Source organism: Pseudomonas sp. SDI (assembly GCF_003105155.1).
In the GTDB taxonomy this organism is placed as follows: Bacteria; Pseudomonadota; Gammaproteobacteria; order Pseudomonadales; family Pseudomonadaceae; genus Aquipseudomonas.
On sequence record NZ_QETK01000019.1, the window covers coordinates 37,031 to 57,356 of the forward strand.

17 protein-coding genes are annotated in these 20,326 nt (G+C 62.3%); 9 read left to right on the forward strand and 8 right to left on the reverse strand.

Features of this window, described 5'->3' with window-relative positions; all coding sequences use genetic code 11:
- Window positions 1-53 precede the first annotated feature (53 nt).
- Window positions 54-2,924 carry an EAL domain-containing protein gene (locus DCO48_RS14145; RefSeq protein ID WP_116551233.1) on the reverse strand — a complete coding sequence of 957 codons (2,871 nt, stop codon included), beginning with the start codon at window positions 2,922-2,924 and terminating at the stop codon, window positions 54-56.
- 234 nt (window positions 2,925-3,158) lie between these two features.
- Here DCO48_RS14145 and uvrD point away from each other — a divergent pair, with 234 nt between their 5' ends.
- From uvrD to DCO48_RS14160, 3 genes are all read left to right on the forward strand, one after another.
- Window positions 3,159-5,342 (forward strand): DNA helicase II, encoded by a 2,184-nt coding sequence (gene uvrD, locus DCO48_RS14150; protein ID WP_116551234.1) that lies wholly within the window; start codon window positions 3,159-3,161, stop codon window positions 5,340-5,342.
- Window positions 5,343-5,576: 234 nt separating this feature from the next.
- The gene (locus DCO48_RS14155) at window positions 5,577-6,431 is read left to right on the forward strand and encodes a Tim44 domain-containing protein (protein ID WP_116551235.1); all 855 of its coding nucleotides are present in this window, start codon (window positions 5,577-5,579) and stop codon (window positions 6,429-6,431) included.
- 112 nt (window positions 6,432-6,543) lie between these two features.
- The gene (locus DCO48_RS14160) at window positions 6,544-6,951 is read left to right on the forward strand and encodes an SMI1/KNR4 family protein (protein ID WP_116551236.1); all 408 of its coding nucleotides are present in this window, start codon (window positions 6,544-6,546) and stop codon (window positions 6,949-6,951) included.
- Window positions 6,952-7,097: 146 nt separating this feature from the next.
- Here the strand turns inward: DCO48_RS14160 and DCO48_RS14165 are convergent, their stop codons facing one another.
- Window positions 7,098-8,858 carry a cation:proton antiporter gene (locus DCO48_RS14165; protein ID WP_116551237.1) on the reverse strand — a complete coding sequence of 587 codons (1,761 nt, stop codon included), beginning with the start codon at window positions 8,856-8,858 and terminating at the stop codon, window positions 7,098-7,100.
- A 321-nt stretch (window positions 8,859-9,179) separates the two neighbouring features.
- On the opposite strand from DCO48_RS14165, the gene DCO48_RS14170 reads away from it, so the two are divergent.
- Window positions 9,180-9,665: an acyl-CoA thioesterase gene (locus tag DCO48_RS14170; protein WP_116551238.1), complete on the forward strand. Its 486-nt coding sequence runs from the start codon at window positions 9,180-9,182 to the stop codon at window positions 9,663-9,665.
- On the opposite strand, the gene pdxY is transcribed toward DCO48_RS14170, so the two are convergent.
- The gene (gene pdxY / locus DCO48_RS14175) at window positions 9,662-10,534 is read right to left on the reverse strand and encodes a pyridoxal kinase PdxY (protein ID WP_116551239.1); all 873 of its coding nucleotides are present in this window, start codon (window positions 10,532-10,534) and stop codon (window positions 9,662-9,664) included. The genes DCO48_RS14170 and pdxY overlap by 4 nt on opposite strands.
- A gap of 118 nt (window positions 10,535-10,652) precedes the next feature.
- Here pdxY and DCO48_RS14180 point away from each other — a divergent pair, with 118 nt between their 5' ends.
- A complete protein-coding gene (locus DCO48_RS14180) occupies window positions 10,653-11,045 on the forward strand; it encodes a DUF3301 domain-containing protein (RefSeq protein ID WP_116551240.1) in 393 nt (130 codons plus the stop codon).
- 61 nt (window positions 11,046-11,106) lie between these two features.
- On the opposite strand, the gene DCO48_RS14185 is transcribed toward DCO48_RS14180, so the two are convergent.
- From DCO48_RS14185 to zigA, 3 genes are read right to left on the reverse strand one after another with little or no spacing between them, the layout of a single operon-like run.
- Window positions 11,107-12,096: a GTP-binding protein gene (locus tag DCO48_RS14185; protein ID WP_116551241.1), complete on the reverse strand. Its 990-nt coding sequence runs from the start codon at window positions 12,094-12,096 to the stop codon at window positions 11,107-11,109.
- Between the two features lie 42 nt (window positions 12,097-12,138).
- Window positions 12,139-12,729 carry a DUF1826 domain-containing protein gene (locus DCO48_RS14190; RefSeq protein ID WP_116551242.1) on the reverse strand — a complete coding sequence of 197 codons (591 nt, stop codon included), beginning with the start codon at window positions 12,727-12,729 and terminating at the stop codon, window positions 12,139-12,141.
- Complete coding sequence (gene zigA / locus DCO48_RS14195) at window positions 12,729-13,937, reverse strand: zinc metallochaperone GTPase ZigA (RefSeq protein ID WP_116551243.1); 1,209 nt, start codon at window positions 13,935-13,937, stop codon at window positions 12,729-12,731. Before zigA ends, DCO48_RS14190 begins: the two co-directional genes overlap by 1 nt.
- Before the next feature lie 197 nt (window positions 13,938-14,134).
- Between zigA and DCO48_RS14200 the strand changes: the two genes are divergently transcribed.
- Both DCO48_RS14200 and folE2 read left to right on the forward strand, forming a co-directional pair.
- Window positions 14,135-14,452, forward strand: a complete 318-nt coding sequence (locus DCO48_RS14200) for a glutamine synthetase (protein ID WP_256584075.1) — start codon at window positions 14,135-14,137, stop codon at window positions 14,450-14,452.
- 23 nt (window positions 14,453-14,475) lie between these two features.
- Window positions 14,476-15,363, forward strand: coding sequence for a GTP cyclohydrolase FolE2 (gene folE2, locus DCO48_RS14205; protein ID WP_116551291.1), 888 nt, complete (start codon window positions 14,476-14,478; stop codon window positions 15,361-15,363).
- Between the two features lie 9 nt (window positions 15,364-15,372).
- Here folE2 and DCO48_RS14210 read toward each other — a convergent pair whose 3' ends face one another.
- The gene (locus DCO48_RS14210; RefSeq protein ID WP_116551244.1) at window positions 15,373-15,900 is read right to left on the reverse strand and encodes a DUF3617 domain-containing protein; all 528 of its coding nucleotides are present in this window, start codon (window positions 15,898-15,900) and stop codon (window positions 15,373-15,375) included.
- Window positions 15,901-16,028: 128 nt separating this feature from the next.
- Here DCO48_RS14210 and cls point away from each other — a divergent pair, with 128 nt between their 5' ends.
- Window positions 16,029-17,468 (forward strand): cardiolipin synthase, encoded by a 1,440-nt coding sequence (gene cls / locus DCO48_RS14215; RefSeq protein ID WP_116551245.1) that lies wholly within the window; start codon window positions 16,029-16,031, stop codon window positions 17,466-17,468.
- On the opposite strand, the gene cfaB is transcribed toward cls, so the two are convergent.
- Window positions 17,469-18,653 carry a C17 cyclopropane fatty acid synthase CfaB gene (cfaB, locus tag DCO48_RS14220; protein ID WP_116551246.1) on the reverse strand — a complete coding sequence of 395 codons (1,185 nt, stop codon included), beginning with the start codon at window positions 18,651-18,653 and terminating at the stop codon, window positions 17,469-17,471. It lies immediately after the preceding gene.
- Window positions 18,654-18,864: 211 nt separating this feature from the next.
- Between cfaB and lpdA the strand changes: the two genes are divergently transcribed.
- Window positions 18,865-20,265 carry a dihydrolipoyl dehydrogenase gene (gene lpdA / locus DCO48_RS14225; RefSeq protein ID WP_116551247.1) on the forward strand — a complete coding sequence of 467 codons (1,401 nt, stop codon included), beginning with the start codon at window positions 18,865-18,867 and terminating at the stop codon, window positions 20,263-20,265.
- Window positions 20,266-20,326 lie beyond the last annotated feature (61 nt).

The window sequence follows — 20,326 nt, forward strand, 5'->3', positions numbered from 1 at the left end:
CTGGCAACAAGCAATCCTACGCGCCGCCGGCCCTGCATTCGGGGCCGGGGCACTTACCAGACCAGCCCGTCCCCCAGCAGCAGCCCCAGCTTGTGCGCTTCCAGCGGCCGGCTGATCAGGTAGCCCTGCACTTCATCGCAGCCCTGCTCGCGCAGAAACGCCAACTGCTCGGCGGTTTCCACGCCTTCGGCGACCACTTTCAGGTCCAGGCTGTGCGCCATGACAATGATCGCCCGGGTTATCGCGGCGTCCTCGCTGCCCTCCTCCAGGCCACGGATGAAGGTCTGGTCGATCTTCACGTAATTGACCGGGAAGCGCTTGAGGTAGCTGAGCGAAGAGTAGCCGGTACCAAAATCGTCGATGGCCAGCTTTACCCCCAGTTCGTGCAACTGGCGGAAGGTCGCGATGATGTGCTCGACGCTGTCCAACAGCTGGCTTTCGGTCAGTTCCAGCTCCAGCAGGTGCGGCTCCAGCCCGCTTTCCTCCAGTACCTGGCGCACCAGGCTGACCAGTTTGCCCTGACGCAGCTGGTACACCGACAGGTTTACCGACACACGGATCGGCGCCAGCCCCTGGCGTTGCCATTCGCACGCCTGCCAGCAGGCCTGGCGCAAGACAAACTCGCCCATTGGCGCAATCAACCCAGTTTCTTCGGCCAGACCAATAAACTCGCCCGGCGGCACCATGCCCCACTGCGGATGATGCCAGCGCACCAACGCTTCGGCGGCATGCAGGCGGCCGCTAGCCAGGCACAGCTTGGGCTGGTAGTAGACCTCCAGCTGGCGCTCCTCGATGGCCCTGCGCAACTGGTTTTCCAGTTGCAGGCGCTCCAGGGTGCTGGCTTGCAGACTCTCGGTATAAAACTGGAAGTTGTCACCACCCAGGTGCTTGGCGTGCTGCATGGCCATGTTGGCCTGGCTGACCAGCGCATTCAGGTCGAGGGTCACCTCCGACAGCAGGCTGATCCCCACCGAAGCGCTGATTACCAGTTCGTGGCCCTCGACCCGCAGCGGCACACGCAGTTTTTCCAGCAGCCGAGTGGTCACCCGTACCAGACTGGAGAGGTTGCTGTAGCCATCGAACAGCACCACGAACTCGTCGCCAGACAACCGCGCCACGGTGTTCGACTCCGGCACCGCGTTGGCAATACGCTGGGCCATCTGCTTGAGCAACTGATCGGCAATTTCGTGACCAAGGCTGTCGTTGAGCAGCTTGAAACGGTCCAGGTCGATGTGCAGCAGCGCCAGGCTGCGGCCGCTGGTACGCAGGCGCTGTCCGGCCTCGTGCAGGCGCAGGCGGAACAGGGCACGGTTGGCCAGGCCCGTCAGCTCGTCATAATGGGCCAGGTAGCGCAGGCGCTCCTCCGACTCGCGGCGCGCCGACAGATCGGTGAAGAAGCCGACGATATTACTGATGTTGCCCCGCACATCGCGCACGCCATTCAGTTGCAACCATTGCGGATACAGTTCGCCGTCCTTGCGCGCCTCGACCAACTCGCCCTGCCAACTGCCCTGCTGGTCCAGCGCCTGATCGATGGCCGCCATGTGCCGGCGGGCGTCGCGACTACACGGCAGGTCCATAGCGTTGCGCGACAACAGTTCATCGCGGTTGTAACCGGTGATGCGACAGAACGCCTGGTTGACCGCCAGCAGGCTGTAATCGGGGGCGAGAATGGCGATGCCTTCGCTGGCCGCTTCGAACACCGTCGCCGCCAGCCGTTGCTGTTCTTCCTGAACCTTGCCGGCACTGATATCGCGGCGAGTGCCAAGCATGCGCACCACCCGCCCTTGCGCATCGCGCTCGACGGCGCGGCCGCGGTCCTCGATCCAGCACCAGTGACCGAGGTTGTGCAGCACTCGGTACTCGATGCGGTAGTCCTCGGTGCGCCCCTTGAGGTGCTCGACCAGGGTGCGCTTGAGTGCCGGCAGGTCATCGGGATGCAAGCGTGGCTTGAGGTCGGCGAGCATCACCCGCACCTGATCCGGGCTCAGCCCGAACAGCTCGCGCAGTTGGGTGTGATGCACCTCGTCGGTTTGCAGGTTCCAGTCCCACAGGCCCAGCTCGCTGGCATCCAGCGCCAGCGCCAGGCGCTGCTCGCTCTTGCTCAGGGCCTGGTTGGCGCGGTCGAGTTCCTGGCTGCGTTCGGCCACCCGCTCTTCCAGCCCGGCCTGTGCCTCGCGTAACTGGCCTTCGATCAGACGACGTTGCTCGACTTCGCCGGCCAGCGCCTGGTTGAGCCGCTCGCTGCGACTTTGCGCGGCCTGCAGGTGTTCGATCAAAGCCTGATTCTGGAAGCGTCGCAGCAATCCATTGTCGATAACCCGGTTGACCTGCCAGGCCACAACCAGCAAGGCGCCCAGCAGGATCAGGCCGAGCCAGCCCCAGCCTTGCTGCTGCATATCGCCACTCCAGAACAGGAAGGCGATCGGTGGTAAAAGGCATGGCAGGGTAAAACTGAGGAAGGCCGGCAAGCTGACCGCATAGGCGACGCTTGCCGACAGGGTGGCCGCGCCCAGTAGCCCGAACACCCAGGCCTGCTGGACGAAATCGTCGACCGGGACCAGGGCAATGGCCGCACTGGCCAGGGTCAGGCCGCTGAACGCCGAACCGAGCAGGAACATCCGTCGCCAGCTCGGTCGGGCCTGACGGTCGGGCATGGCCGCATCGAAGGCGGCCACCTGGATCACCCGCAGGGCGACCAGCGCCATCAACCAGACCACCCAGACGCTGACCAGCAGGTAGCGCTGCGGGCTCCACAGCAGCCATGCGCAGACCAGGCCGTTGAGCAGCATGAACAACGTAGGCAGCAGCGAGCCCTGGTACAGCAGACGTGTACGCTCGACGGCCAGCTGAGTGGCAAATTGGCGGCGGATGCCCCGAGGCGCATCCAGAGGCGCGCTGACAGGGCCGGAAACGAGGGTCATAGGCAATGTTCTTGTAATGGTGAGCCTTAAACGTGCACGGAGCATACACAAGCAATCGCGTCCGCCAAACTGCTCTGGGTCATAAATTCGCATCGATATTTCACAACACGGTTTCAGCGCCGAGCGCTCAAGCACGCGGGCCAAGGGCTGCAGCCGATGAGCGGGCAGTCGTCGGCGGCAACTTTTTCCATTGCGGGTTTGCCCCTGACTCCATCGCGCCCCTAAAATGGCCGGATGCGCGATGATCTCTCCCTCCTGTTGAACTCCCTCAACGACGCCCAACGTCAGGCCGTAGCGGCCCCACTTGGCCGTCAGTTGGTTCTGGCCGGTGCCGGCTCCGGTAAAACCCGAGTGCTGGTGCACCGTATCGCCTGGTTGATCCAGGTCGAGCAGGCCTCGCCCCATTCGATCCTGTCGGTGACCTTCACCAACAAGGCCGCTGCCGAGATGCGCCAGCGCATCGAGCAACTGATGGGTATCAACCCGGCCGGCATGTGGGTGGGCACCTTCCACGGCCTCGCGCACCGCCTGTTGCGAGCGCACTGGCAGGAAGCCGGGCTGAACCAGAACTTCCAGATCCTCGACAGCGACGACCAGCAACGCCTGGTCAAGCGGGTGATCCGCGAGCTGGGCCTGGACGAGCAGCGTTGGCCGGCGCGCCAGGCGCAGTGGTTCATCAACGGGCAAAAGGACGAAGGCCTGCGCCCGCAGCATATCCAGGCCAGCGGCGACCTGTACCTGGGCACCATGCGCAGCATCTATGAAGCCTACGAGGCGGCCTGCCAGCGTGCCGGGGTTATCGACTTCTCCGAACTGCTGCTACGCGCCCTCGACCTGTGGCGCGACCATCCGGGCCTGCTCCAGCACTATCAGCGGCGCTTCCGCCACGTGCTGGTGGACGAGTTCCAGGACACTAACGCCGTGCAGTACGCCTGGCTGCGCCTGCTGGCACAAGGTGGCCAGAGCCTGATGGTGGTGGGCGACGACGACCAGTCGATCTACGGCTGGCGCGGCGCGAAAATCGAGAACATCCATCAGTACAGCGCCGACTTCCCCGACGCCGAGATGATCCGCCTGGAGCAGAACTACCGCTCCACCGCCGGCATCCTCAAGGCCGCCAACGCCCTGATCGCGAACAACAGCGACCGCCTCGGCAAGGAGCTGTGGACCGACGGCGGCGACGGTGAGCCGTTGAGCCTGTATGCCGCGTTCAACGAACACGATGAAGCGCGCTACGTCGTCGAAACCATCGAAAGCGCGTTGAAAACCGGCATGGCGCGTAGCGATATCGCCATCCTCTATCGCTCCAACGCCCAGTCGCGGGTACTGGAAGAGGCGCTGCTGCGCGAACGCATCCCCTACCGTATTTATGGCGGCCAGCGCTTCTTCGAGCGCGCCGAGATCAAGAACGCGATGGCCTACCTGCGCCTGCTCGAGGGCCGCGGCAACGATGCGGCGCTGGAGCGGGTAATCAACGTGCCGCCACGTGGCATTGGCGAAAAAACCGTCGAGGCGATCCGCGACCACGCCCGCCATGCCCAGGTGTCGATGTGGGAGTCGATGAGCCTGCTGATCGCCAACAAGGGCCTCAAGGGCCGCGCGGCGAGCGCCCTGAGCGCGTTCATCGAGCTGATCGAGAACCTCGCGGCCAAGGTGCTGGACATGCCGCTGCACCTGATGACCCAGACCGTCATCGAGCAGTCCGGGCTGATCGTCTATCACCAGGAAGAAAAAGGTGAAAAGGGCCAGGCACGGGTGGAAAACCTTAAGGAACTGGTCAGCGCGGCGCGCAACTTCGAAAGCAGCGAGGAAGACGCCGACCTGTCGCCACTGGCGGCGTTCCTCGGCCATGCGTCGCTGGAAGCCGGCGATGCCCAGGCCGACGAGCACGAAGACAGCATCCAGTTGATGACGCTGCACAGCGCCAAGGGCCTGGAATTCCCGCAGGTGTTCCTGGTGGGCATGGAAGAAGGCCTGTTCCCGCACAAGATGAGCCTGGAAGAGCCCGGCCGCCTGGCCGAGGAGCGCCGCCTGGCCTACGTGGGAATCACCCGGGCGATGCAGCACCTGGTGATGACCTATGCCGAAACCCGTCGTTTATACGGCAGCGAGACCTACAACAAAGTGTCGCGCTTCGTTCGCGAGATTCCGGCCGGGCTAGTGCAGGAAGTGCGCCTGTCGAACAGCGTGAGCCGGCCGTACGGCTCCGGGCAGAAGCAGAACTCCAGCAGCCTGTTTGGTGGGGCGAGCATTCCCGAAACGGCGTTCAAGCTGGGCCAACAGGTGCAACACGCCGTGTTTGGCGAAGGCGTGATCCTCAACTTCGAGGGCTCCGGCGCGCAGGCCCGGGTGCAGGTGAACTTCGCCGAAGGCAGCAAGTGGCTGATGCTGGGTTACGCCAAGCTGGAAGCGCTCTAATACTGTAGGAGCCGGCCTGCCGGCGATGAGGCGGGTGTGGCTGCAATCGCTGGCAAGGCCAGCGCCCACGGAAAAGCCAGTGCCCACTGGGCACTGCCCCTCCAGGAGAGAAATCTCCTACATCCTGTAGCTGACTGTTCAGGCAAAAGATGGAAACATCTTGTCGCTGGTCATGTGTCCTACAACCTGTGCACCATGACGCGCGTGCAATCCACAAAACGGGAATTCCCTTATATGCAACGTTTTCTTAGCATCGCCCTGGCGCTGTGCATCGGCCTGACGATGAGCCTCGACGCGAATGCCAAACGCTTCGGCGGTGGCAAGAGCTCGGGCGCCGCGCCAACTCACCAAACCCGTCAGGCTGCGCCTGCCACCCCTGCTGCTGCCACGCCAACCGCTCCAGGCCGCGCGCCTGCCGCCAGCGGTGCCTCGCGCTGGCTCGGCCCACTGGCCGGCATCGCCGCCGGTGGCCTGCTCGCGTCCATGTTCATGGGCGACGGCTTCGACGGCATGCAGATCTTCGACATTCTGATCATGGCGGTCATCGCCTTCCTGATCTTCCGCTTTATCGCCGCCCGTCGCCGCAAGCAGCAGCCACAAATGGCCGCCGCCGGTCACGCGCCATTCCAGCGTGAAGCGTTCGAGCAACCTGCCCAGCCGTCGGTATTCGGTGGTTCCGCCGCACCTGCCGCTGCCGCCCGTCCGGTGATCAACGCGCCGGCCTGGTTCAACGAGCAGAGCTTCCTGGCTGCCGCGCGCAACCACTTCCAGTCGCTGCAGCAGCACTGGGACGCCAACGAAATGGACAAGATCGCCGAGTTCGTCACCCCGCAAATGCTGCAGTTCCTTAAACAGGAACGTGCCGCGCTGGGCGATGGCTTCCAGGCCACCTACATCGACAACCTGAACGTGCAGCTGGAAGGCGTCGACGATCGTGCCGACAAGACCATTGCTACCCTGACCTTCAGCGGTCTGTCGAAAACCTCGCGCTTCGACCAGGGCGAAGTGTTCAGCGAAAGCTGGAACATGGAACGCGCCCCGGGCGAAAACCAGCCTTGGCTGGTTGCCGGTATCCGCCAGAACGGCTGATCTTGAGGCATTGCACAAAAAAACCCCGGGCCTGTCCCGGGGTTTTGCTTTTAGCGTAGTGCCCTACTAGGGTATAACGCGCAGCGTGCCAAAAAGGTTAGAGGATAGAGCCGTGGAAGAAGTCATCGAACAACTCCGAGAAGCCAACGAACCGGTCCCTGTGCCGCTTGAGCTGCCTGACGAAGATCAGCTGGTCGAGATCGAAGAAGAGTTGTTCATCAACATTCCGTTCGTCTTCAAGGAATTCCTGCTGACCGTCAGCGACGTGGTGTATGGCAGCCTGGAGCCCGTCACCGTGACCGACCCGCAGTCGCACACCTACCTGCCGGACGTGGCCGCCAATGCCTGGGACGCCGGCGTACCGCGCGACCTGATTCCGATCTGCCAGGACGGCGACAACTACTACTGCGTCGAAGAAGACGGCACCGTGGTGCTGTGGTCGGGCGAAGAAGAGAGTGTCACCGAAGACAGCTGGGAGTCGGTATGGCACTGGGCACGGGATGTCTGGCTGGAAAGTTGAACGCCAATCGCCCTACAAAATGATGGCTCTTGGCTAGCAATGTTCGTAGAATCGCCACGCCTTCCTGTGCGTGGCGGCTTCGCTACCGCTCCATCCCCTCGGACATACGAAGTGTCCGCACAGGATCGCCTTCCCCCCGCCGCGCCTCAGTGGTGCGGCTCTTTCTGATTGTCCAGGGTCTCCAGCAACGCAATCTGCATGCGCGTGTGCACCCGAATGAACCAGCGCCAGAGCACCGCCACCACCACGGCCGCGACCACGGCGATCAGCAACAGCAACTCGCTGGTAGGCAGAATGCTCGCCGACAGTGCCGACAGCAGCAGGAAAATCACCAGCAGCGACAACAGTGGAATCACTTCGGCGATCACCCGGCGTAGCCGCTGGGTATGCCGCCCGGCCATCTCCGGCTTGACCCCCATCTCCGCCAGGAGCATCGACAGGGCCTTGAGCTTGCGATACGCGGCGATCAGGAACGGCAGCGAAAGCAACAGTGCCGCGCCCCAGATCAGCGCCTTCTGCTGGCCAATGTCCGGCAGCCAGTCGCTCAGGTAGGCGCCGATGTGCGCAGCGAAGTAGCCACCACTGAAGAAAATCGCCACCACCAGGGCCAGGTTGACCCCAACCTGCAGCAGGATACGCCGAATCATCGAGGCCAGCATGGCCCCCTCGCCTTGCGGCTGGATGCTGCGCAGCCACTCCCCGTACAGCGACAACACCCGCGCCAGGCGCCCGGGCACTACCTTGGCGAGCTTCAGCGACAGCGGGTCGGCCGCACGAATCAGGTACGGGGTGAGCAAGGTGGTAATCGCCGACACGGCCACCGCCACCGGGTAGAGGAAGGTGCTGGTGACCTGCAGGGTCATGCCCAGCGCGGCAATGATGAAGGAGAACTCGCCAATCTGCGAAAGGCCCATGCCAACCCGCAGCGAGGTGCGCCCGTCGTTACCGGCGATAAAGGCCCCGAGGCCACAGGACAGCATCTTGCCGAGTACCACGGCGACGGTGATGACCACGATGGGCCAGGCATACTCGACCAGCACGCTCGGGTCGATCATCAGACCGATGGCAACAAAGAAGATTGCACTGAACAGGTCACGAACCGGCTCGATCAGCTGTTCGATTTTCAGCAACTGGCGCGATTCGGCCATGATTGCACCGATCAGGAAGGCCCCCAGCACCATGCTGTATTCGAGCTTGACCACCAGCAGGCAGAAGCCGAAACACAGGCCGAGCACGGTGATCAGCAACATCTCGTTGCTTTCGAACTTGGCCACATAAGCCAGCAGGCGCGGCACCAGCAGGATACCGATGACCAGCGCGACAATCATGAACAGCGACAGCTTGCCGACCGTGGAGAAAACTTCGCCGGAGCTTACCGAGCCGCTCACGGCGATACCCGAGAGCAAGGCGATGATGCCGATGCCGAGGATATCCTCGACGATCAGTACGCCAAAGATCAGTTGGGCAAAGCGCTCGTTCTTCATCTTCAGGTCATTGAGCGCCTTGACGATGATGGTGGTCGAGGAAATTGCCAGAATCGCACCGAGGAACAGAGAATCCATGGTGCTCCACTCGAACCAGCGGCCGATCTCGAAACCGATCCAGATCATCAGGACGATTTCCAGGAACGCCGCAATGAACGCCGTGGCGCCGACCTTGAACAACTTGCGCAGGCTGAATTCCAGGCCCAGGCAGAACATCAGGAAGATCACCCCGAGTTCGGCCAGGGTCTTGATGGTGTCTTCGTCGTGGATCAGGCCGAACGGTGGGGTGTGCGGGCCGATGATGAAGCCGGCGACAATGTATCCCAGTACCACGGGCTGCTTGAAGCGGTGAAAGAGGATGGTGACCACCCCGGCAACCAGCATGATCACCGCCAGGTCCTGAATAAAGCTTATGGCATGCATGGCGTGTCACTCCTTTGGTGTGGTCGCTGCCCAAACCACCGCTCGGCTGATAACGCGCTGATTGAGTTGCGGATGGTTAGTCTTTTAAATAGCGGCAGCCCACATTGCATGGGGCCCCCAGAGGTTAACACCGCCACCTTTGGCAGAAAGGCGGTGCAATATGAAGAAACAGATCGGCCATTTCATCACCGCAAATGGCATGAACGGCGTGACGGCAGCGCCGCTATCAGCGTCCCGTTTCTGGATGGGAATCAAAAAGGGGAAAGAAGCGTGAACACCAGTCGCCACCCCGCCTCAGCGCAACCTTACCGTGAGCACACTATGGAACCTGGAAACGCCCAGCTGTCGATGACCGTCCTGATGACCCCGGACATGGCCAACTTTTCTGGCAACGTACATGGCGGCACCCTGCTCAAGTACCTCGACGAAGTCGCCTATGCCTGCGCCAGCCGTTACGCCGGGCGCTACGTGGTCACTCTGTCGGTGGACCAGGTGGTGTTCCGCGAGCCGGTGCATGTCGGCGAGTTGGTGACTTTTCTGGCATCGGTCAACTACACCGGCAACACCTCGATGGAAGTGGGCATCAAAGTGGTCACCGAGAACATCCGCGAGCGTTCGGTGCGCCACAGCAACAGCTGCTTCTTCACCATGGTTGCTGTCGATGACGACCGCAAACCGGTGGCCGTGCCACCGCGTCAGCCGGAATCCAGCGAGGAAAAACGCCGCTTCCTGCAGGGCAAGCAACGGCGTCTGATTCGTCAGGAGCTGGAAAAGCGCTACCAGGAGCTGAAGGAAGAGGCGGTTTAAAACGCCAGGCGTTGCGCCTCGAAGCGCACACGCGGGTGCACGATACGGTCCTGGGCACGCACCAGCTCCAGTTCATAGCTGGCGCAGGCCTGGGTTTCCAGCAGCACTTCGTGCACTGCCGCCGCACTGAATTCGAACGCCGCCAGCCAGCTGTCACCTAGCAGCAGCCGGGCCAGGAACAGCCCGGCGGTGAGGTCGCCAACGCCTACCGGTTGACGCGGGAAGGCCAGCAACGGGCGGCGCAGGTGCCAGCTGCCTTCGGTGGTGACCAGCAGCATTTCGAAGTCTTCCGGCCTGCGTCCTGGATAGGCCAGGTGCTTGACCAGCACCGCCTTCGGTCCGCGCTCGAGCAAGCCACGGGCCATGCCGACACAGTCTTCCAGCGACTCGGCACGACGCCCGGAAAAGCTGTCCAGTTCCAGCTGGTTGGGGCACAGCACATCGGCCACCGCCACCGCCTCGTGCAAGAGGAAGTCACTGACTTCGGCCGGCACGATGCAGCCTTTCTCCGGGTGGCCCATGACCGGATCGCAGAGGTACAGCGCCTTGGGGTTGGCGGCCTTGATCCGGGCCACCCCGCTAAGAATCGCTCGCCCCTGCGCAGCGCTGCCCAGGTAGCCGGACAGCACCGCATCGCAGTTGCCCAACTCGCCGATCGTCGCAATACCGTCCACCAACGCGGGAATTTGCTCTGGCGCAAGCACTTCGCCAGTCCACTGGCCATACTGAGTATGGTTGGAGAACTGGACCGTATTGAGCGGCCAGACATTCACCCCCACCCGCTGCATCGGGAACACCGCGGCACTGTTGCCGGCGTGGCCGAACACCACGTGGGACTGGATAGCGAGCAGATGCGGCGTACGTTTCATGCAGGACTTCCAAAGCGATCGAATGAAAAACAAGGCGCGCAGTATGGCGCCAAATGCCACCTGTACGACAGACCGGAACGGCAGTTAAGCTGAGCACACCTGGTGGGAGCAACCGTAGATGTTAAGCCTCGAAAATATTCTCGTGCTGATGCTGCTGGCGACTGCAGGCGCCTGGCTGTGGCATAACCATGGCTTGCGCGAGAAGGCGCTGGAGCGGGTCAAGCAGCATTGCGCCAAGCTCGATCTGGAGCTGCTGGACGGCAACGTGGCGTTGAAGAAGATCGGTTTTGTCCGCGATGCCAATGGCCGCAAACGGCTGGCCCGTGTGTATAACTTCGAATTCACGGTGACCGGCGAGCAGCGTCACCCGGGCACGGTGACGCAATTTGGCGCGCACACGATGCAGATCGAGCTGGCGCCCTACCCGTTCGAGATCAAGACGCCGCCGCTTGGGGATAACGTCATCGAGATGAACCAGTGGCGACAGGAACACAATCGCTGGCGCAACTGACTTATCCACAGTGGCGTGATGATGCGATCGCGGCACCATGCGGTGCCCTTGTGGGAGCGGGCTAGTCCCGTGATGAGTACACTGCCATTTGGCAGCCGAGCATACCGGCGTTCAACTTTTCCACATCCTGGGCCTCGGCAAAGATCAGTTCGATGCGCGAGTCCTGCCGCCATTCACTCGGCTGCCACAGCAACGCCGCGCCGTTCAGAAGATTCCCCGCAGACCAGCCCTCGTGGCTGTGGATAACCAGCTTTGCCCGCCGCCAGCCAAGGCTTTCGAGGAATGTCCGCAGCCGCTGGCGATCCAGTTGCTGAGCCGGATGCCAACGCCAGCCAATGCTCCAGCCGTCCGCCAACTGTTGATAACTGCAGATCGGTACCTGGGGATTTGTCCACAGGCTGGCCAGTGCCGCAGGGGTTTCCGTCACTGCGAGGTTATCCACAGCGGTTCTTTCCACAGCGCCGTTGGCATAGCCGGGGAGATCGACCAGGTTCAAATAGCCCTGCTCCGACCATACCATCGGCACTTCCGGCAGTTGCGCAGTTATCCACAGGCGCTTTTCCTCCGGCAGCGTATCTGCCTTGTTCAGCAGCAGCAGACCGGCACTGCTCAACGCCTGCGCCTGTGCCGCCGGCAGCGGCTCACCAGCAGCCAGCGCCTGAGCGTCGAGCACCATCAGCGCCGGCTGCACCGACAGCACGCCCAGCCACGGCGCACGATTCAACTGGGCCAGTAGTTGCGCCGGGTGGCCCAGGCCCGAGGGCTCGATAAACAACCGATCTGGCCGCGCCTTGCGCAGCAGGCGCCCGAGCCCGACCTGAAACGGCAGGCCATTGACACAACACAGGCAGCCACCGGCTACTTCGCCCATGGTTACGCCCTGGTCATCGGTGCTGAGCAACGCCGCATCCAGGCCGATCTGTCCGAACTCGTTGATCAACACCGCCCAGCGCTCATCGGCCGGGCGCTGGGCCAGCAACTGGCGAATCAGGCTGGTCTTGCCGGCACCCAGGGGGCCTGCGATCAGGTGCGTAGGTATCTGCTGCAGCATGGGGAAGGTTTCGCCAGGAAGGAATCGCACTATGTTCCCGTCTCACGCCATCCAGTCAAGCGTCAGGATCAAGCGGCGCTCGCCTTCGACCAGGGCCGGCGAGCGATGAACCAGGCCGGCACCTTCGTTACCGAGCCATTTCTCGCCTTTGAGCAGCGCCACATCGCCGGTTGCCAGTTGCCGTATCTGGCCGTTGTCCAGCCACTCGCTGGCCGGCCCGCCATAGGTGGTGATCAGCCGCAGCGGCACATGATCGACGTGAAAGCGCGGGCACATTGCCCGCTCCAGCACGCGCAAGCGCAGGCCAACCCGGCGTGCATCGAGCAGGCAGGCGTAGGCGCCAACCAACCAGCGGACATCGGCGATGAACCCGGCGTACCCCTGCAGATCGGCATAGCCCGACGCCAGGCTGTCCAACGGCGGTGCATCGGCGTCCGGGTCGGTGTCGACTACCAGCGACTCGGCCAGCGACGGCTTCAGCGACAGCAGAATACTGACGAAATCCTCGATCTGCGCCGGCAGGCGGCGCTGCCACACCGCCATGTTCACGCCATCCTGCAGCACCTCGGCCAGCACGCTCGGCGACGTACCGAAGGCCTGGCGTGCCTGTGCCGCCGGTTTAAGCGCCAGCATCATGCCGCCTCCTCGTCGAACCACGGGCCAAACGGGTCGGGCAAGTGCTTCCAGGCGTCGACGCCGCTCGCCATTTCCGCATCGGTCAGCAGGCAGGCGCTCAGTTCGCGATCCAACCGAGCAAAATCGATGTGCTGACCGATAAACACCAGCGCCTGCCGGCAGTCGCCGCATTCGCTGCTCCAGTGCTTGAGGATCTCGGCCGTGCTTTGCGAATCCTGCGGCCATTGCTCACGCGGCACAAAGCGCCACCAGCGTCCGGCAAAACCATGCCGCATCATGCCGCCGGCCTGCGACCAACTGCCGGCGTCCTGAGGTTTACTCGCCAACCAGAAAAAACCTTTGGAACGCAACAACCGGCCATTGCCCCACGGCCTGTGGATAAAGTCGTAGAAGCGCTGCGGGTGCAGTGGCCGGCGGGCCTGCCAGGTGCTGGCGGCAATGCCATATTCCTCGGTTTCCGGCACATGTTCGCCACGCAGCTCCTGCAACCATCCCGGTGCCTGCGCGGCGCGGTCGAAGTCGAACAGGCCGGTATTGAGGATCTGCGCCAGCGGCACCTGGCCCATCACCATCGGCACAATCCGCGCTTCGGCATTGAGGCTGCGCAGGATGGCCATGAGCTCTTCACGGTCCTGGCTGCTGATCAGATCGATCTTGCTCAGCAGCAGCACGTCGGCGAACTCCACCTGCTCGATCAGCAGGTCGCTGATCGAGCGTTCATCGTCTTCACCCAGGGTCTCGCCGCGCGAGGCCAGGCTTTCCGCAGCCTGGTAATCACGCAGGAAGTTCAGGCCGTCGACCACCGTGACCATAGTGTCGAGCCGCGCCTGATCGGCCAGGCTGCGGCCCTGTTCGTCGCGGAAGGTAAAGGTTTCGGCAACCGGCAGCGGCTCGGCGATGCCGGTGGATTCTATCAGCAGGTAATCGAAGCGCCCTTCGCTGGCCAGTCGGCTGACTTCCTCCAGCAGGTCCTCGCGCAGGGTGCAGCAGATGCAGCCGTTGCTCATCTCTACCAGTTTTTCTTCGGCGCGGTTCAGGCTGACGTTGCGCTGCACTTCGCTGGCGTCGATGTTGATCTCGCTCATGTCGTTGACGATCACTGCCACGCGCAGGTTCTCGCGGTTACGCAGTACGTGATTGAGCAAGGTGCTTTTACCGGCACCTAAAAAGCCGGAGAGCACGGTTACGGGAAGACGGTCGGACATAGCGCAGTTCCTCATCAAGGCGGCATTCGAGTGATACTGTGTTTTTATGTTATATTATAACAATAAACTTCAGCCAACCCGTTTTGCGATCTCCGATCGAAGGCAGTCCCTTTTTGAGAAGTGCGGTGCAACAGCCTCTGCTCTGGCAAATCGTTTTACTGATGCTGCTACTCAGCCCATCCGCTACGGCAAACGCCATGCCGAACGTAACGCCTACGTTGTGTACGCGTAGCGCCAATCTGCTTGCCTGCAGCGACCGAGACGGCAATTTTTACAGCGTGCAAAGCCACGGCAACACGCTGTACTTGCGCGGTTATGAAGGGCAGCGACAGCGTTCATGGGCGCAAAGCAGCACACGCTACGGCCAACTGACGTTCTATAGCGGCGTCGCCAGCGATGGCGAAACCTGGGTTGGCTACAGCCGCAGGGTTGGCTGGACCACCCTCAATCGCGTCTCCAGTTCCAGTGGTCAGCGCTTCGATCTGCGCTGTAATCGCCTGGGAGGCTGCCAATGAACTCCGTTAACGATGGTGCCGACATGAATGCCCTGAGCCTCCCCGATATCGCCGCACAGATCAGCCAACAAGCCTTGCCACTGGATTGGGTGGGCATGTGTGGCATTGCCCTACCGATTCAACTGGAGGCTCAGCAGTTGCGTGCCTCAGTGGATGCCGGGGTGAGCCTGGACGACGGTGCAGCGCGCGGCATTCATATGTCGCGCCTGTACGTGGGGCTGGAGGTGCTCGAGCACGAGCCGCTCTCGGTGCCGCTGTTGCGGCGGATCCTCGATGGGTTCTTGAACACGCATCAGAGCCTTTCTGCCAGCGCTTTTCTACGGATCAATTTCGATCTGCTTTTAAAGCGGCCGGCATTGCTCAGCCCACTCGCCGGCTGGAAAGCGTACCCGATTACCCTGAGTGCAGAGCTGAACGATGAATTGTTCCACGTGGAACTAATCGCGAATCTGGATTACTCATCGACCTGCCCGTGCTCCGCCGCACTCGCCAGGCAATTGATTCAACAGCAGTTTCTGACTGATTTCGGCAATCGCAGCCTTAGTCACGAGGCCGTACTGAGCTGGCTAGGCAGCACCCAAGGGATCGTTGCAACACCGCACAGCCAGCGCAGCACAGCCTATTTGCAGACCCGACTGAAGCCAGGCGTCGAGCAATTACCCCTCCGCACATTAATCGACCACGCAGAGCAGGCGCTCGGTACCGCGGTGCAAACGGCGGTGAAACGCGCCGACGAACAAGCCTTCGCGCTGGCCAATGGGCAGAACCTGATGTTCTGCGAAGACGCCGCCCGCCGCCTCAACCTGGCGCTCAAGCAATTGCCCTGGTTGGCCGGTTTCAACCTGCGCGTGGAACATGCAGAAAGCCTGCATGCCCACGACGCGGTTGCGCACAGCCAATGGCAATGGTGAAACGCCGGCTCAGGTGCGTGGCTTGACCGTACCGCAGTCGTTGCCCAGCCACACCGCGCGGGTGCTCATGCTGCCCCGCTGCTGCACGCCGGAAGCATTGAACGTGCCGTTGACCTTGGTCAGGAATTCCCTGTCGCTGAGGAACTGCGCCTCACCGGTGCCCTGGGCTTTCGGGCAACTGAACTGGAACTTCCAGACCTTGCCGGTGCGCTCGGTAATCTTCTGCGTGCAGCCCGATTGTGGATCTTGCAGCGGGATATCGTCAGTCTTGACCTGCTCCGGGGTCAGGCACGAGCGCACGCCGTTGCCCGCCACACTGATGCCCTGCTTGGCCAGCCCGCCTTCGATCATCGCCCGTTGTTCCGGTGGCAGGTTCTTCAGTTGGCCGAGCATGAACGCCATGTCCGGCAGCGGCTTGCCATCGACCTGCATATTACTGGTGGTCAATTCCCACAAGCCGGGTTGCAACATCTGCGCATGCACCAACGGGCTCGATAATCCGACCAGCAATGCCAGCAGTGGCGAACGACTTTTCATGCACTTACTCCTCGGTTCCCCGGCCCCGAGCCGGACACTGGGTTAGACGTCGTTTTGTGCTTTCGGTTGCAAGTGTAGGCGTGAACATGCTCTGTTAGCAGGCAGTGCCTCTGGACAGCAGGATGTGTATGGATTACCACAGCCCCTACTTCTTCGGTTACCTGATCGGCCTGATTCACCTGCTCGGGGTGATCGCTGCACTGCATGCGGTGTTCACCGTGCGTACCGCCCAAGGCGCGATTGCCTGGGCCATGTCGCTGCTGTTCATTCCCTACCTGACGCTGATTCCCTACCTGGTGTTCGGCAGCCGCACCTTCGACGCCTATATCCAGGCCCGGCGCCAGGCCAACCAGGAAATGCACGTGGCGATGGCCGATCTCAACTGGCGACCGTGGGTGGAAGAAGCCCTTGCCGCTCGCAACTCCGAATCCTATGCCGCACTGCGAGCGATGCCCAAGCTGGGACGCATGCCATGCCTGGCGAACAATCAGGTGCGCCTGCTGATCGACGGCAAGGCCACCTTCGATGCGATCTTCGCCGCCATCGAGCAGGCCCGTGACACGGTGCTGGTGCAGTTCTTCATCCTTCATGACGACAACCTCGGCCGTCAGCTACAAAGCCTGCTGTTGAAAAAGGCCGCCGAAGGTGTGCGCATCTATGTGCTCTACGACAGTGTCGGCAGCCACGCCCTGCCGTCGCGCTACGCCCAGACGCTGCGTGACGGCGGCGTCAGTATCCGCGCGTTTGCTACCCGGCGCGGCTGGTTCAACCGCTTCCAGGTCAACTTCCGCAACCACCGCAAGATCGTCGTGGTCGACGGTGTGCAGGGCTTTCTCGGCGGGCACAACGTCGGCGATGAATACCTGGGCGCCAACCCGCATCTGTCGCCATGGCGCGACACCCACGTGCAGGTCAGTGGCCCCGTACTGGCCTGCCTGCAGGAATCGTTTGCCGAAGACTGGTACTGGGCCGCGCGGGAACTGCCGCCGCTGATCCTGCCAGACACTTACCCCGAGGACGGCATACTCTGCCAGGTGCTTGCCAGCGGCCCGGCGGATCCACAGGAAACCTGCTCGCTGTTCTTCGTCGAAGCCATTCATGCCGCGCGCGAGCGGCTGTGGATCACCAGCCCGTACTTCATCCCCGACGAGGCGGTATTCGCCGCCTTGCGTCTGGCAGTGCTACGCGGGGTGGACGTGCGCATACTCATCCCCTCGGTGGCCGACCACCGGATCGTCTATGCCGCCTCCAGCCTGTTTGCCTTCGAGGCAGTGCGCGCCGGCGTGCGGATGTTCCGCTACACACCGGGCTTTCTGCATCAGAAGGTGGTGCTGGTGGACAACGACGTCAGCGCCATCGGCAGCGCCAACCTGGACAACCGCTCGTTCCGGCTGAACTTCGAGATCATGCTGCTGACCGTAGACCGAGCCCTCGCCGATCAGGTCGAGGCCATGCTGCTCAACGACTTCGGTTGCGCCCACGAAATCACCGCCGAGGACAGCCGCGACACCCATCGCATCCAGCAACTGGGGATGCGCATCGCCCGGCTGATCTCGCCGATTCTCTGATTAGCGGTAAAGGTCTTCGCGGGTCAGTGGCAGGTTGTGGCTGCCATCGGCCAGGGGTTTGACCGCAAGAATCTGGTGCAGGTTGATCCAGCCCTTGGCGAAGGCGTACGAGCAGCCGGCCAGGTACAACCGCCAGATGCGCAGGGCGCGTTCCGGAACCAGAGTGGCGGCCTTGTCCAATTGCGCCTCAAGGCGCTTGCTCCATTCGTGCAACGTCCGCGCATAGTGCAAGCGCAGGCTTTCCACATCGACCACTTCCAGCCCGACCTCGCTGATGCTGGCGCTGATCATCGACAGGTGCGGCAGCTCGCCGTGGGGGAACACATAGCGCTCGATGAAATTGCCGGCACCGCGTCCTACCGGGCGACCGTCGACATGCCTGGCGGTGATGCCATGATTCATCACCAGCCCGCCTTCGCGCACGGCGCCGAACAACTTGCGACAATACAACGCGAGGTTGGCGTGGCCGACATGCTCAAACATGCCGACGCTCACCACCTTGTCGAAGCGGCCGTCCTGCGGCAGGTCGCGGTAGTCGAGAATCTGTAGCTCCACCTGCCCTTCCAGGCCTTCGGCCTTGACCCGCTCCCGCGCCAGCTTCAGTTGCTCCTTGCTCAGGGTGATGCCAAATACCTTGGCGCCGAACTCGCGCGCGGCATAGCGCGACAAGCCGCCCCAACCACAACCGACGTCGAGCAGGTAGTCGCCCTGGTGCAAGCGCAGTTTGCGGCACAGGTGTTCGAACTTGTTGTGCTGGGCTTGCTCCAGGGTGTCCTGGTCGGTTTTGTAGTACGCGCAGGAGTACGCCATGTCGCGGTCCAGCCACAGTTGGTAGAAGGCGTTGGACAGGTCGTAGTGGTAGGAGATCGCTGCCGCGTCGGTGGCCTTGTCATGCACCTCGCGCCGCGGTTGATTGTCTTCGTCATCCTTTAACAAGGCCTGGCTCAGCGCGTCGCACACCCGGATCACTTCACCGATGGAACCTTCCAGCTCCAGCTTGCCTTCGACAAATGCTGCGCCTAATTCGTCCAGGCTGGGGTGTGTCAATTGAGTGATCAAGTGCGGATCCTTCACCACGATCGTGACCTTGGGTTCTGGCCCAAGATCGAACTCATGACCATCCCAGAGCTTCAGGCGCAGGGGTAATCGCAGGCTTTGCAAAGCGGGTGGAAGTTGCGCAAGCATAAATAAGCCTCCCTTTTTTCATCGGACGTCACGAAAAAAGGGTAGTTCATCTGCCGGATCTTTCCGTTAATCGCAACCCGGGTCGCAAGCCAGCAAGCCAGTGCCAGCGGCTCGCCCAGCCAGCAAAGTCGGCGAGATAAATTGTATACAATTCATAGCCCAGCAGACTAACCTTGGCGCCATTGTCGATTCTTCATCCGGGAGTAAAACAATGAAAACCTACGATGTAGTCATCATCGGTGGCGGCCCTGGCGGTTACAACGCCGCCATCCGTGCCGGCCAGCTGGGTATGAGCGTTGCCTGCGTGGAAGGCCGCGCCACCCTCGGTGGCACCTGCCTGAACGTCGGTTGCATGCCGTCCAAGGCACTGCTGCATGCCTCCGAGCTGTATGAAGCAGCCATTGGCAGCGAGTTCGCCAACCTCGGCATCGAGGTCAAGCCGACCCTGAACCTCGCGCAAATGATGAAACAGAAAGACGAAAGCGTGACCGGCCTGACCAAGGGCATCGAGTACCTGTTCCGCAAGAACAAGGTCGACTGGATCAAGGGCTGGGGTCAGCTGGACGGTGTTGGCAAGGTCAAGGTAACTGCCGACGACGGTAGCGTCACCGAGCTGGTCGCCAAGGACATCGTCATCGCCACCGGTTCCGAGCCTACCCCACTGCCGGGCGTGGCCATCGATAACCAGCGCATCATCGACTCTACCGGCGCCCTGGCGCTGCCCAGCGTGCCCAAGCACCTGGTGGTGATCGGCGCCGGCGTGATCGGCCTTGAGCTGGGTTCGGTGTGGCGCCGCCTCGGCAGCCAGGTCACCGTGATCGAGTACCTCGATCGCATCTGCCCGGGTACCGACGAGGAAACCGCCAAGACCCTGCAGAAGTCGCTGGCCAAGCAAGGCATGAGCTTCAAGCTGGGCAGCAAGGTGACCCAGGCCACAGCCTCGACCGACAGCGTCAGCCTGACCCTGGAGCCGGCTGCCGGCGGCGCGGCAGAAACCCTGGAAGCCGATTACGTGCTGGTCGCCATTGGCCGTCGGCCATACACCAAGGGACTGAACCTGGAGAGCGTCGGCCTCGCCACCGACAAACGCGGTATGCTCGCCAACGAACATCACGCCAGCGGCGTGCCGGGTGTCTGGGTGATCGGTGACGTCACGTCGGGGCCGATGCTCGCGCACAAGGCCGAAGACGAAGCCGTGGCCTGTATCGAGCGTATCGCCGGTAAAGCGCATGAAGTGAACTACAACCTGATCCCCGGGGTGATCTATACCCGCCCGGAACTGGCCTGCGTCGGCAAGACCGAAGAGCAGCTCAAGGCCGAAGGTCGCGCCTACAAAGTGGGCAAGTTCCCGTTCAGCGCCAACAGCCGCGCCAAGATCAACCACGAGACCGAAGGCTTCGCCAAGGTCCTGGCCGATGCCAACACCGATGAAGTGCTCGGCGTGCACCTGGTCGGCCCGAGCGTCAGCGAGATGATTGGTGAGTTCTGCGTGGCCATGGAGTTCTGCGCATCAGCCGAAGACATCGCGCTCACCTGCCACCCGCACCCGACCCGTTCCGAAGCCTTGCGCCAGGCAGCGATGAACGTCGAAGGTCTGGCCATGCAGATCTGACCTCAGTCAGCCTGTATCCCAGTGGGCGCTGGCCTCGCCAGCGATGGCGCCACATTGGCCC